The organism is Arthrobacter sp. Ha26 (assembly GCF_059091705.1).
The window spans coordinates 1,124,618-1,138,167 of record NZ_JBNHGX010000001.1 but is presented as its reverse complement, the minus strand read 5'-3'; the positions used below and the strand labels follow the sequence as shown (position 1 = coordinate 1,138,167).

Annotated in this window: 12 protein-coding genes; 5 read left to right on the top strand and 7 right to left on the bottom strand. The window is 65.1% G+C overall.

Annotation, left to right across the window (positions count from 1 at the left end):
- Window positions 1–11: 11 nt before the first annotated feature.
- Both AC5RVY_RS05415 and AC5RVY_RS05410 read left to right on the top strand, forming a co-directional pair.
- A complete protein-coding gene (locus AC5RVY_RS05415; protein WP_493953654.1) occupies window positions 12–323 on the top strand; it encodes a putative quinol monooxygenase in 312 nt (103 codons plus the stop codon).
- A complete protein-coding gene (locus AC5RVY_RS05410) occupies window positions 323–874 on the top strand; it encodes a gluconokinase (RefSeq protein WP_493953653.1) in 552 nt (183 codons plus the stop codon). Before AC5RVY_RS05415 ends, AC5RVY_RS05410 begins: the two co-directional genes overlap by 1 nt.
- Window positions 875–1,032: 158 nt before the next feature.
- Here the strand turns inward: AC5RVY_RS05410 and AC5RVY_RS05405 are convergent, their stop codons facing one another.
- From AC5RVY_RS05405 to AC5RVY_RS05390, 4 genes are all read right to left on the bottom strand, one after another.
- Complete coding sequence (locus AC5RVY_RS05405) at window positions 1,033–2,634, bottom strand: APC family permease (protein ID WP_493953652.1); 1,602 nt, start codon at window positions 2,632–2,634, stop codon at window positions 1,033–1,035.
- Window positions 2,635–2,725: 91 nt separating this feature from the next.
- Window positions 2,726–4,384: a GMC family oxidoreductase gene (locus tag AC5RVY_RS05400; RefSeq protein ID WP_493953651.1), complete on the bottom strand. Its 1,659-nt coding sequence runs from the start codon at window positions 4,382–4,384 to the stop codon at window positions 2,726–2,728.
- Window positions 4,385–5,902: an aldehyde dehydrogenase family protein gene (locus AC5RVY_RS05395; protein ID WP_493953650.1), complete on the bottom strand. Its 1,518-nt coding sequence runs from the start codon at window positions 5,900–5,902 to the stop codon at window positions 4,385–4,387.
- A 100-nt stretch (window positions 5,903–6,002) separates the two neighbouring features.
- Window positions 6,003–6,650, bottom strand: coding sequence for a TetR/AcrR family transcriptional regulator (locus tag AC5RVY_RS05390; RefSeq protein WP_493953649.1), 648 nt, complete (start codon window positions 6,648–6,650; stop codon window positions 6,003–6,005).
- 94 nt (window positions 6,651–6,744) lie between these two features.
- Between AC5RVY_RS05390 and AC5RVY_RS05385 the strand changes: the two genes are divergently transcribed.
- Entirely contained in the window at window positions 6,745–7,440 is a 696-nt protein-coding gene (locus AC5RVY_RS05385) for a TetR/AcrR family transcriptional regulator (protein ID WP_493953648.1), read from the top strand.
- A gap of 108 nt (window positions 7,441–7,548) precedes the next feature.
- Window positions 7,549–8,022, top strand: coding sequence for a carboxymuconolactone decarboxylase family protein (locus AC5RVY_RS05380; protein WP_493953647.1), 474 nt, complete (start codon window positions 7,549–7,551; stop codon window positions 8,020–8,022).
- Between the two features lie 73 nt (window positions 8,023–8,095).
- On the opposite strand, the gene AC5RVY_RS05375 is transcribed toward AC5RVY_RS05380, so the two are convergent.
- A complete protein-coding gene (locus AC5RVY_RS05375; protein ID WP_493953646.1) occupies window positions 8,096–9,079 on the bottom strand; it encodes an ABC transporter substrate-binding protein in 984 nt (327 codons plus the stop codon).
- Window positions 9,080–9,405: 326 nt separating this feature from the next.
- Here AC5RVY_RS05375 and AC5RVY_RS05370 point away from each other — a divergent pair, with 326 nt between their 5' ends.
- Window positions 9,406–11,739 (top strand): coiled-coil domain-containing protein, encoded by a 2,334-nt coding sequence (locus tag AC5RVY_RS05370; protein ID WP_493953645.1) that lies wholly within the window; start codon window positions 9,406–9,408, stop codon window positions 11,737–11,739.
- 101 nt (window positions 11,740–11,840) lie between these two features.
- Here the strand turns inward: AC5RVY_RS05370 and AC5RVY_RS05365 are convergent, their stop codons facing one another.
- The gene (locus AC5RVY_RS05365) at window positions 11,841–12,539 is read right to left on the bottom strand and encodes a type 1 glutamine amidotransferase domain-containing protein (protein WP_493953644.1); all 699 of its coding nucleotides are present in this window, start codon (window positions 12,537–12,539) and stop codon (window positions 11,841–11,843) included.
- 30 nt (window positions 12,540–12,569) lie between these two features.
- Window positions 12,570–13,442, bottom strand: coding sequence for an aldo/keto reductase (locus AC5RVY_RS05360; RefSeq protein ID WP_493953643.1), 873 nt, complete (start codon window positions 13,440–13,442; stop codon window positions 12,570–12,572).
- Between the last annotated feature and the right edge of the window lie 108 nt (window positions 13,443–13,550).

The window sequence follows — 13,550 nt, the reverse complement described above, 5'->3', positions numbered from 1 at the left end:
GGAAAACCAGCATGACCGTGATCGTTACCGCCGTCTTCACGCCCAAGGAAGGCGCCTTTAACCAGGTTGCTGCCGCCCTTGCCCCCGCCATCGCGGAAGTCCACGAGGAACGTGGATGCCAGCTCTACGCCATCCATGAAGCCCCCAACGGCCAGATCGTCATGATCGAAAAATGGGACAATGCGGAACTGCTCGACGCGCACGGCGGAGGAGAGCCGGTCAAACGTCTCAACGCCTCACTCGAGGGCCTCCTGGAGGAGCCCGTAGCAGTCACCAGGCTGTCCCCCATCCCCGCCGGAAGACCCCACCAGGGAATGCTCTAGTGAACCCGGTCATAGTGGTCATGGGCGTCTCGGGGGCAGGAAAATCAACCGTCGGCGCGGCTCTTGCACTGCGCATCGGTGCCGAGTTTGTTGATGCCGATTCCCTTCATCCCCAGGCGAATGTCGACAAAATGTCCGCCGGCAACCCACTGACAGACGAGGACCGGTGGCCCTGGCTTGGACGGGTAGGCACCGAATTGGCTGCGCACCACCCCGATGGAATCGTCGTGGCATGCTCAGCACTGAAGCGCGCCTACAGGGACGCAATCCGGGTCAAAGCACCCTCCGCAAGATTCGTCCAGCTGGACGTCGAGCTCCCGGTCCTGCAAGACCGCGTCTCCCAGCGGCCCGGGCACTTCATGCCCTCATCCCTCCTCCATTCACAACTGGAGACACTTGAGCCTTTGCAAGCAGATGAAGCGGGATTCATCGTGCCCGCTGGTCACCCCATCGACAGCATTGTTGACCGGGTTCTCGCTCAACTTCCCGCGCCCGCCGCAGCTTCCGCAACGGGGACCCGCACGCCGGCTCCTCAGGACTTGGTGGGGTGACTCCGGCCAGAGGGTGACCCTAAGGAGCCGGTAACGGCCCTTCGCCAACTGGCACTTGGACATAGAAGAAGGGCCGACGGCGGCACTCGGGTGAGTGCCGCCGTCGGCCCTTCTGCGGGGCTGTGAAAGCTGTAGCTGACAGTGTGCGGGCAGTGGACCTAGGCCACGGTCGCGTTCACCCCACGGGGCTCCGCAGGCGTGGCCGGGTCGGCGGGTCCTGTGGACGGGTGCGCGGCGACGGCCGCTGCATGCTCGGCCAGCACGCCCGTCTGATGGCGGATCTTCAGGCGGTAGAGCAGCGCTCCGCCGCCGGCGACGGCGCCCACAAAGAGCACCCCGCCCCACTGCAGGTACCACTCGAACGGCGGCACCGAGTTGTAAATCTCCGGCCGCGGCCACACCAGGTTCAGTGTCATGGCCCCGCCCCACAGGACCGCGAGGATGTTCACCGGCAGCCCCCACTTGCCCAGGCTGAAGCCGGGCTCGGAACCGTCGTCCGCGATCGGCCACTTCTTCAGCAGCCGGTTGCGGAGCAGCGGGACGGTGACCAGCAGGTAGGACAGGTAGATCAGGACGATGCTGATGCTGGACAGGATGGTGAAGATGGCCGGCTGCATCACGTTGACCAGCAGCGGGATCACGGCCAGGATTCCGATGACGATTGCAGCAACGGCAGGGGTCCTGCGGACCGGGTCCACCTTGCTGAGCTGGCGGCTGAAGGGCAGGTTGTTGTCCCGGGCCATGGCGAACATCATCCGGATGGCTGCGGCATGGACGGCCAGGGTGCACACCACCACGGCCACCACGATGCACACCAGGAAGGCCTTGCCGAAGGGGCCGCCGAGCACCGAGAGCACCAGGTACTGCAGGCCGCCGTCGGCAGCGCCGAGCTTGGGGTCATCCAGGTCCGGGGCTGCCAGGAGCGCGAAGAACAGGATGAGGCCGCCCAGCAGGAAGGACGCCGTGACCGCGCGGATGATCGCCTTGGGTGCCGTGCGCTTGGGATCCTTGGTTTCCTCGCCCAGTGAGCTTGCCGTATCAAAGCCGTACATGACATAGCCGGACGCCATCGCGCCGATCATGAACACCCCGAAGAAGCCCAGCGGGTGCTCGGTGCCGAACCCGGCGGTGTCGAAAAGGACCTCGGGGCCGCGGACCACATGCCAGCCCAGGGCCAGGATGAGCAGGACCGCCGCGATCAGCTCCACGAAGACGCCGATGCTGTTGATCCTGGTCATGAGCTTCACGCCGAAGGCGTTGATCATGGTGGAAATGCCGATCATGATGCTCGCGAGCAGCACGCCGTTGAGGGCGAAGTCGTAGGTGCCCGTTCCGTCTCCGATGATCTGGAAGCCGGACCAGAGCTGCGGCAGGGTGAGCTGCAGGGCCAGGGCCACCGCCCCGAGCGCCACGATGGAGGAGATGAGCAGCAGCCAGCCGGCAAGCCAGGACCATGTCCCGGAGGTCAGCCGTTTGGCCCAGTTGTATACGGAGCCGGCCACCGGGTAGCGTCCCGCCAGTTCAGCGAAGCACAGCGCCACCATGAGCTGGCCGGCGAAAACGAGGGGCCAGGACCATGCGTAAGCAGGGCCGGCCATGGAAAAACCAAAGTAGAACAGTTGAAAAACACCTGTGAGGATGGAGATGTAGCTGACCCCTGCCGCGAAGCTGGCAAACTTGCCGATGCTGCGGTCCAGGGTCTGCGTATAGCCAAACTCGTCCATGCCGCTTGAATCAATACTCTTGCTGGGTTCCGCCATGTGGACTCCTAGTTCAGAAAAGCACGATAACTGATGACCGGCCGGCATGGCACATGGAAGTGCTGATGTCCTGCCGCCGGCGCCTTGCCTGTCAGGCGAGGGAAGCGGTGAGCTCCATTTCTTCCGTGGCCATGGTTTCGCCGGCCCGGTCGGCGCGGATGAGGTCCGCCCGGACCAAATCAGCACAGCGCTCGCCGATCATCATGACGGTGATGTTGGGGTTGACGGTGACGTGTTCAGGCATCACGGAGGCGTCGGCGACGCGCAGGCCGGTGACGCCCTTCACTCGCAGCTCGGGATCCAGCGGCGACATCACGTCGTCGGCCGGTCCCATCCGGACGGTGCCCACCGGGTGGTACACCGTGTTGTGAGTCTTCCGGATGTAGTCCCGCAGTTCCTCGTCGGTCTGCGCCTCGATGCCGGGCGACAGCTCGCGTCCGGTCCATTCCGCCATAGCGGGCTGGGCGGCTATTTCCCGGGCCTTGCGGATTCCGGCTACCATCACCCGCATGTCGTGGCCGTCCGGATCGGTGAAGTAGCGCGGATCCACCATGGGCTTGTCCCGGAAGTCGCGGCTGCGCAGCCGCACCGTGCCGCGGGAGCGCGCGTGCGTGACGTTCGGGGTGAGGCTGAAGCCGTTTTCGGTGGTGGGGTAGCCGTGCCGCAGGGTGTTCATATCAAACGGGACCGAGCCATAGTGCATCATCAAGTCGGGGCGGTCCAGGCCGTCCTCGGTGGGAGTGAAGATGCCGATCTCCCACCACTGCGTCGAGGTCTGCACCATGGGCTGCCTGGCCTCGAACTGCACCACGCCTTCGGGGTGGTCCTGCAGGTGCTCGCCCACGCCGGGGGAGTCCACCAGGACCTCGATGCCGTGCTGGGCGAGGTGGGCTGCCGGGCCAATGCCGGAGAGCATCAGCAGCTTGGGTGAGTCGATGGCGCCTGTGGACAGAATGACTTCCTGGCGGGCGGTGAGCCGGTGGGTGCGGCCGAAGGCCGAGTCAACCACGTCCACACCGGTGCAGCGCTTGTCCGCATCGAACACGAGCTGGCGGGCGCGGAGGCCGGTCAGCAGCGTGAAGTTGCTGCGCTCCATGATCGGGTGGATGTAGGAGACCGAGCTGGAGGAGCGGGTGCCGTCCGCGCGGCGGTTGATCTGGAAGAAGTTGGCGCCGTTCACCACGGTGGTTCCGGTGTTGAACTTTGCGCGCGGGATTCCGGCCTGTTCGCAGGCGTCCAGGAGGGCGACGCCGGCAGGATCCGCCGGGGGCACGTTCATCAGGTGCACGGGGCCTGAGTCCCCGTGGTGGGGTGCGTCCGGGCCGGCGTCCTCGTTGGTTTCCAGCCGCTTGTACAGCGGCCAGGCGGCGTCAGCATTCCAGCCTGTGGCACCGTACTTGGCTTCCCACTCGTCCAGGTCCTCGCGCGGAGCCCAGAAGGCGATGCAGGAGTTGTGGCTGGAGCAGCCGCCCATGACTTTGGCGCGGGCGTGGCGCATAAAGGAGTTGCCGTTTTCCTGCGGTTCCACCGGGTAGTCCCAGTCGTAGCCTGATTCCAGCAGTTCCATCCAGCGGTCAAGCTGCAGTATCTCAGGCAGCCCGCGGTCGTCCGGGCCGGCTTCCACCAGGGCCACGGTCACGTCCGGGTCCTCGCTCAGGCGTGAGGCGACCGCCGCTCCGGCGGATCCGCCGCCGATGACGATGTAGTCAAAGGCGCGGTCAGTGAGGTCCTCGATGTTGTCGAAGTGCATCTAGTTCTCCTTGCCGTGGTCAGCGAACCAGCCGGTCACCTGGGGGCTGGTGTTCTGGTAGATGTGCTTGGCTTCCTGGTATTCGCCCAGCCCGGTGGGGCCAAGCTCGCGGCCGACGCCGGACTGGCCGAAGCCGCCCCACTCCGCCTGGGGCAGGTAGGGGTGGTAGTCGTTGATCCAGATGGTGCCGTGCCGCAGCCGGGCTGCCACGCGCTGCGCCTTGCCTGCGTCCTGGGTCCAGACCGCGCCCGCCAGTCCGTAGATGGTGTCGTTGGCGGTGGCCACGGCCTCGTCCTCGGTACGGAAGGTTTCGACGGTCACGACGGGGCCGAACGCCTCATCGGTGACCACGGACATGCCGCGTTGCACCTGGTCCAGGATGGTGGGCTGGTAGTAGAACCCGCCGTCGTACTTCCCTCCGGCAGGCGCCTCGCCGCCAACCCTCAGCCGCGCACCCTCCTGGATGCCGCGCTGGACGTAGGCGTGGACTTTGTCCCGGTGGGCGGCGGAGATGAGGGGGCCGGTTTCCGCGGCTTCATCGAACGGGCCACCGAGCCGGATGTCCTGCGCCCGGCGGACCAGTTCGTCAACGAAGCGTTCGGCGATGGATTCCTCCACCAGCAGCCGTGCCCCGGCGGAGCAAACCTGGCCGGAGTGGACGAAGGCGCCGTTCAGGGCATTGTCCACGGCCGCGTCGAAGTCTGCGTCCGCAAAGACCACATTCGGGTTTTTGCCGCCTAGCTCCAGCGCCACCTTCTTGACGGTTCCGGCGGCGGCTGCGGCGATGCGCTTGCCGGTTTCGAGGCCGCCGGTGAAGGAGACGAGGTCGACGGCGGGGTGTTCCGAGAGCGGTGCGCCCGCCTCCGCGCCGGGTCCGGTCACGAGGTTGGCGACGCCGTCCGGCAGGCCGAGGTCCTTCAGCAGTTGCATGGCGAGGATGGCGGTGGACGGGGTGAGTTCGGAGGGCTTGAGGACGAAGGTGCAGCCGGCGGCCAGTGCGGGGGCGATCTTCCACGCGGCCTGGAGCAGGGGGTAGTTCCACGGCGTAATCAGGCCGCAGACGCCCACCGGCTCGTAAACGATCCTGCTGACGACGGCGGGATCCCCGGCATCGACCATGCGGCCCGCCTGCTGGCCGGCAAGCCTGCCGAAATACTCAAAGCAGGCGGCGATGTCATCCATGTCGATGCGGCTTTCGGCGATCCGCTTTCCGGTGTCCAGCGACTCGGCGCGGGCGAATTTTTCCCGGCGCTCGCGCAGTTCCGCGGCGACCTTGAGCAGGAAGGTCCCGCGTTCCGGCGCGGGAACACTTGACCAGACTCCGGAGTCGAAGGCAATTCGGGCGGCGGTAATGGCGCGCTCGGCGTCTTCCCGGCCTGCCTCGGACACGGTGGCTGCCAGCTCGCCGTCGGCCGGGTTGCGGATTTCACGGACGGCGCCGGAGGCGGCCGGCTCCCAGGAGCCGTTGATGAAGAGGGTGGATGCTGACGCGTCGTTGGACGGTGTGGCGTAAGTCATAGGAAGAGATTAGGGCAAGTTGAACGAGTGTTCAATAGAAATCTTGAACATTCGTTCAAGATGACGGGACCGACGCCGCAGCGGGTGACGCTGTGGAGGCTTAGCGCTCCTGAAGGGCGTCCTGGCTGGTGTCTTTACCGCTGTTCTTGCCGGTGTCCTTGCCCTGCGGCGGCGCGAAAGCGATCTCTTCCGTGCGGGCAATGCTTCGCTGGATGGACTCCTTGTCCACGCCAAGGAGCGCCGTCAGCCACATGCCGTTCTGAACGACGACGATGTCAGCTGCCCGTTCCCTGCATTCCTCGGGGGAGAGGTCGGGGTTGGCGTTGGAGACGAGTGCCGCGAGCCGGTCGAGGTACCGGTCGAAGGCGGCAGCGTTGATCTCCGCGAAGTCTTCATGCGCTTGGGCCAGGGCCCAGAGGTGCAGCCGCAGGGAGAGGTACCGGGTGGTCAGCAGCTCCGCGCCGGCAACCCGGCGCAGGGCTTTACGCAGTTGTTCGTCCGGGGATGACGAGGGGTCGGGGGCCACCAGCCTGAGGTCGTGCTCGTCCACCCGGTGCAACGCGGCCCGGATCAGGCTCAGTTTGTCCTCGTAGTAGTAGTTCACGAGCCCCAGGGCAACACCGGCTTCGCGTGCCACGGCCCGCATGCTCACGCCTGAGATGCCGTGGCGGGACAGCAGATCCAGCGCCGCTTCGAGAATCCGCGTCTGCCTGTCGATCTGTTCGCCGTTGACGGTGTTTGTCCCCATCTGGCCACACTATTGCCAAACAGGCCAAGAGCGCACTTTCCAGGTCCGTGGGAGACTTGCCGGGTCAGTCCGCTGCGGTCCGTGAGGAGTTTCTGTGGGAACAGGGGAAGTGCAGTCCGGCGATGCCCGCCATGCCCGACGGACGGTTTCCGCTGCCGGGCGCAGGGCTGCGGATCCCGCCCATCCACCGGCGTCGCGCAAATCTGAGGTGCGCCTGCAGGTTTTGCAGGCTGCGGGGGAGCTGATTGACCGCCTCAGTTATGACGACGTCACCATCGACGCCGTGGCCCGCGCCTCGGGGGTGAGCAAGTCCACGCTGTACCGGTACTGGCCCTCGCGACAAGTACTGGTGCTGGAGGCCTTCACCTACACAACCAACCTCCAAACGCAGGTCAAGGACACGGGCGACGTTTCCCGCGACCTGTACGCCTACCTTGTGGCGTTGACCAGGTGCCTTGATGATGGCCAAACCGCTTCGACAGTGGCGAACCTGCTCGCGGAAGCGGTCCGCAGTGTTGAGTTCGCGCTCCTGTACCGCCAGACCCTGTTGCGGGACCGGCGCCAAGGCTTCCTTGATGTGTTGGAACGGGGGCGCGGCCACGGTCAGATACGTCCGGACGCCGATCTGGGAACCATTGTTGATGCGTTGTATGGAGCCATCCACCACCGGCTCATCTCGACAGGAGAGGCCGTTGACCCGGCGTTCCTGGACGGCCTCACTCGCCTTGCCGTCCTCGGATGCGGGACGCCTTCCTACCTCCAGGTCCTTGCCGGGGCGCGACCGGACTGAGTGGGACGTTTGGTGCCACTTCGTCCCATTTCTTAGTCCCGGGCAAGCCCCAGGGCCGAAGGTTGGACCAAGGCCCTAACAGGCACCCATCCAGCAAGAAGGCGCACCATGACCGTCACCGCCACACCCGCGCGCACCAACATCGGCACCCGGCATCCGGATCTTTACGCGACCGTAGGCTCTATGGCCCAGATGGCCGAGCAGGCGGCCTTGGGCGAGGGCATCTCCCCGCTGCTCATTGAACTCATCAAGATCCGGGTATCCCAAATCAACGGATGCGCCTACTGCCTTCGCATACACAGCGCAGATTCACTCGCTAAGGGGGAGAGTCCCGAGCGCCTGAGCGTCCTGTCAGCGTGGAGGGAGACCAAGTACTTCGACGCGCAGGAAAGCGCCGCCCTGGCACTGGCCGAATACGTCACGCTGATCAAGGATTCACACTCGAACAGGGGCCTGTACGAGTCTGCGGCCGGGGAGCTGACCCCAGGTCAAGTGTCAGCTGTTATCTGGGTGGCGATGGCCATCAATGCCTTCAATCGGATAGCGATCAGCAGCTCCTACCGAGTAGCCCCGGCAAGGTAAGGGGCGGGTACCCCCCCACGAAGAATCCCCGCCGGGTCTGTACCCGGCGGGGATTCCTTCGTCGGCGGGCCGCTTACTTCTTGGGCAGGCCTGCCGGGTTCAGCTCGGACTTTTTGATGGCCTCGGAAGACAGGCCCCAGCGGTCCAGGATCTTGGCGTAGGTGCCGTTTTCGATCAGTTCGTTCAGCGCCGCCTGGGCGGCCACTGCCAGGCCGTTGTCCTTCTTGGTGGTGAACGCGATCTCCGCTGTCAGTGGCCACCCTCCGTTGAGGGTGCCCACCTGCTTGCTCTTGCCGTCCAGGGCGGCCTTGTAGGCCGCGCCGGCGTTAGGCCCGAACGTCAGGTCCGCGCGGCCCGACTGAAGCGCCAGGGTGGAGGCGGAGTCGTCGTCGTAATACTGGAACTCGACCGGCTTCAGGCCGTTCTTCTTGTTCTCCTCGTCCCAGCGCACCAGGATGGCTTCCTGGTTGGTGCCGGACCCGACGATGACGCGTTTGCCGGCAACGTCCTTGGCCTCCTTGATTTCGCCGATATCGGAATCGCTCTTCGCGTAAAAGCCCAGGAGATCGTTCCGGTAGGTGGCGAAGTCGAACTTCTCCTTGCGCGCCTCGGTGACCGTGACGTTGGAGAGCACGGCCTCATACTTGCCGGACTCAACCCCCAGCGGCCAGTCTGCCCAAGCCACGGGAAGAGCCTCAACCTCCAGCCCGAGCGTCTCGCCGACCGCGTAGGCAATATCAAGTTCACTGCCGATGAGGGTCTTATTGTCGGTTGCGAAAAAGCTCAGCGGCGCCGTGCCCCCGGTGCTGACTACCGTGAGCTTGCCATCGGCCTTGATGGCTTCAGGGACCAGTGCGGCGGCGTCGGAGTCCACGGAAACTTTAAAGCGGTCCTGCTGCGGGGACAGGTTGAAGGTCTTGCCGGCAGCAGTGGTGGAGGATCCCGACGTCGGTGCTGTCGCCGCCGTGGCGCCTGGGTCTGCGCATGCTGCCAGCCCCAGCAGCGCGGTGATGGTGAGGGCCACGGCAGCAGCCGGTTTCGCCTTGATAATGGCCATTTTTCCTCCTCGGAGGTGGGTCGCGGATGCATCGGAGTGTGCTCGTTGCAGCAACTATGCGTGAGCGCCGCCGGGGGAACCAAAGGGGCTGAAACGCTGGGATACAGGGAGTAACGGCGGTTAACCGGGCGACCGCGGCGGTCATATTTGGAGACCGCGTAGTAAAACCAAAACCAAGTAGCCAATCTGGGCAACGGCTTCAGAAAACGAGTACTCACGGGTAAAGACAGGTGGGCGATTACGCGTGTGCTGGCCCCTCAGCGGGACCTACCGTTGGCTAAGGCAGCGGCTCGGGTGAGTCGCTTTTGGTCTCAACAGGAGTTCACATGCGCACTGCAGCATCAAGGTCTGTCCTTTCCCGCCGTCTCGCCGCAGCTGTTGTCCTGCCGGGTCTCCTCACCACAAGCCTGGTGCTGGTCCAGCCCGCCACGGCGGCAACGACGTCCACGACCGGGATGTGCAACGGCGTGGTGAACCAGTTCGCGCATCGCGGAACAGTGCAGGAGAACCTGCTGAGGGCGGCGGCGAAGAAGAACGCGGATGTCATCGCCAAGCTGGAGGCCGAAAAGGCGCAGCTGCAGGCGCAGGAAGCTGAACTGAAGGCCGGGATCCAGGCTGCAGACATAGCCCTCGCGGAACTTGCGGCTGAGGAGAAACAACTCGTGGATAACGAGGCTGCCGCAGTGCAGGAACTAGCCCGGCTAACTGAGGATAGGGCCGGCAAGGCGGCACAGGTAAAGGAAACTGAGGCTGCCATCTCTGACCTTGAGGCGAAGCAAGCGGCCGTCGTCAGCGAGCTTTCACCCCTTCAGGAAGAACTGGCGGCCGCCGAGGGCGCAACCGCAGACCTTGAGGCGGAGGCTGCCCGGCTCGAAGCCCGCAAGGCAGCCAACGAACAGGAACTCACCGACGCCCGGACGGAGCTCGAAACGCTGCAGACGGCGGCGGCTGACGCGGCGGGTGCCGTCTCGGCCAAGGAAGGCCAAATCCAGCAGGCCGACGGCGAATTGGCAATCCTGATGGCCGCGGCTGCCGACGCAGCCACCACCGTCGACGCTGCTCGGCTGGAAGTCACCAAGGCTCAGGAGCACCTGGACAGCCTCGTAACGGACAGTGCCTGGGCCACCGGGACGTTGGAGGCCGCGAAGGATCAGCTGGCCACCGAGGAACAGACGTTGGTTGACTTCCAAACCCTAGCGACAGCCGCAGATGCGGCCGTCGCGGACAAGAAAGCGCAGATCGCCGGCGCCGGGACTCAACTGACCACACTTGAGGCCACGTCTACCGCCGCGACGAACGCCCTTAACGCACAGAACGATGCCATCGCAGCGGCTGAGGCCGAGCTGATCACCCTGCAGGCTGCTGCGGCGGCTGCCGCGAAAGCGGTGGAGGATAACAATGACCGGGCCAGCACCCTGGGCGCCGAGACCACAACCCTTCAGGGCCAGGTCACCACGCTGAACGCCAGCATCACCGCAAAACGGGCTGAACTGACTGCCGCCACGAACGAGCTCACGGCGCTGGAGAACAAAGCTGCATCCCTGCAAACCCAAATCAACGATCTGACAAGGCAAATTGCCGCCATCAAGGGAAATTCGGACGAGAAGACTGTGCTGCAGGCCCAGCGCAAGGCGAAGCAGGACGAGCTGGGTATTGTCACTGGCCAGATCACCGACAAAACCGCGCAGATCTCCGGGCTGCAGGGCAACCTGGCAACACTCCAGAACCAAGTGAACACCCTCAACGCCCAACTCCTCGCCAAACAGACGGAGAGCAGTACCCTCCAGCAGCAGGCAGCACCGCTGCAGGCGGCTCTGACAGCAGCCAATGAGGGCGTTACGGCCAAGGAAACCCAGATCGCGTCGCTCAAGGTCGGGATTTCCGCCCTGCAGGGCGCTGTCGACAAGGCCACCGCCGCGGTGACCGCCAAGCAGACCGAACTGGCGGACCTGCAGGGCGGCCTGTCCGCCCTCGAGCAGGCCACCACCGACGCAGCCAAAGCCGTGGCGGCCCAGCAAACTGTGGTCACGGATCTGAAAAACGCCCTTCCGGGACTGGAGTCCGGCGCCACTCAGGCAGAGCAGGCCGTCGCCGACCAGGAAACTGTGCTGGAAAGCAAGAAGTCCGCGCTGGGGACGGCACAGGAAGAACTGGCCGCGGCCGACCAGGCGGTGGAGGGCAAGAAGACCGAACTTGCAACGCTGCAGGACCAGCTCAAGCGTCTGCAGTCGGCCCTGGAGTCCGCGAACGGTGCCGTGACCGACCAAACGGTGCAGGTCGAGTCCCTGGACCGGCTGGCCGAAAGCCTGGCAGCGGACGTGTCAGCGATCAACAGCCAGGTCATTATCAAGGAAAACGAGATCCTGTCCCTGCAGAACCGGGTGAAGCCCCTTCTCGACCAGCTCGACCAGCTCAACGGTGAAATCACCGCCGCGGAGGCGAACCTGAAAACCCTGCAGGGCCAGCTGACCACCCTGGACCAGCAGATCACGGCGGCCCAGACAACCCTGAGGAATCTGGAAGCCAAGAAAGGGGCAAACAAGGATGCAGTTGCGGCACAGAGGCTGGTCGTCAACGCCCTGACGACCAAACTGGGCGACGTCCAAAAGCAGATCGCCGCCATCGACGGAACCATCGCCTTGGGAGGTTGCGCCGTCTGATCCTGACAGCGGGAGCGCCCAACGACGTGCGCCACAGAGAAGCGGCCCGGTCACCAGACCGGGCCGCTTCTCTGTGTTCAACACCGCAATGCGAGGGTGCGTCAGCCCAGCGCCTTGATGACTTCCTTGGCCACGTCTTCACTGGACTGCGGGTTCTGCCCGCTGATGAGGTTACCGTCCCGGACCACGTGGGACGTCCACGCGGCGGCGTTGTCCACCACCGCGCCCTTCTCCTTTAGCGCATCCTCCACCAGCCACGGCGTGTTCTCGCCGGTGCCGCCGCCCAGTTCCTCTTCGTTGGTGAAGACGGTGAGGCGACGTCCCTCGAAAACGAACGTGCCGTCGTCGTCCGTTGCGCTCAGCAGCCCGGCGGGACCGTGGCAGAACGGCGCAATGATCTTCCCGTCCCTGTCCGCCGCCACCAGCAGCCGGCCAAGGTCTGCGTCCTTGTACAGGTCGGCCATGGGCCCGTGCCCGCCGGGCATCACCATGGCGTCGTAGGCGGAGAGGTCTACGTCGGCCAGCACCAGAGGGTGCGAGAGCTCGGCATCGACGGCAGCCAGGTAGTCCCGGAATCCGTTCGCCCTCTCCTCGCCACCTGCCGATTCAGCGGCCAGGCTAACCTGGTCCACCGTGGGCTGGGCCCCGCCGGGCGTCGCAATACGGACGGTGTGTCCGGCGTCGGCCAGCGACTGGTGGGCCACCACCAGCTCCTCCGTCCAGAAACCCGTGGGGTGCTCGCTGCCGTCCTTCATGGTGAGGGAATCGGCGGCTGATACAACCATCAGGATGTTTGCCATCGTGTTTCTCCTGTCTGTTTCCCGAAGGGGCTACTTGCCGGCGGCTTCGAGCTCGGCGTACGTGTCGTCGTCGAGCGTGAGGCCCGCCGCCGCCATGTTCTCCTCGAGGTGCTTCACGGAACCGGTGCCGGGGATAGGCATCATCACGGGGGAGCGGCGCAGCAGCCAGGCCAGCGCAACCTGCGAAGCGGTGGCACGGAGGCGCTTCGCAGCCTCATCCAGCGGCCCGCCCGGCAGCGCGAGTTCACCGGCCGAAATCGGCGCCCACGGAATGAAGCCGATCCCGTTCTCCTCCGAGTACCGCAGCACGTCCTCCGAGCTCCGGTCCGTCAGGTTGTACCGGTTCTGCACAGTGGAAACGGTGAAGTACTTCCCCGCGGCTTCCAGCTCGGCAACACTGACCTGCGAGAGGCCCAACGCCCGCACCTTGCCCTCGTCCTGAAGTTCGCGGAGCACGCCAAACTGCTCCTCGGCGTCCACCTTGGGGTCGATCCGGTGCAGCTGCAGCAGGTCCAACGTGTCCACCTTCAGCTTCCGCAGGCTCAGTTCCGTCTGCTGGCGCAGGTATTCCGGACGGCCAACGGGGATCCACCTGTTGGGCCCGGTGCGTGTGAAACCCACCTTCGTGGCGATCTTCAGCCCGTCCTTGTATGGGTGCAGGGCCTCGGCAAGGATCTCTTCGCTGATGTTCGGGCCGTAAGAGTCTGCGGTATCGATGAAGTCCACACCGAGGTCGACGGCGCGGCGTACCACGTCCACGGCGGCCTGGCGGTCCGCGGGCTCGCCCCAGACGCCGTCGCCCACGATGCGCATGGCACCGAAGCCGAGCCGGTGCACGGTCCCGAGGTCCTTCAGGTCAATCGTTTCGGACAGTTCCAACTGGTTCGTCGTCTCTAGGCTCATAGGGGCGGCAACATCATCAGCCTGCTGAGTATTCCGAAGGTCACAGAAATAAGCCGGCCGCCGCCGTCGTTATGCCTTTGGTGCCCGCCGCCATCCCGGCCGGCACCT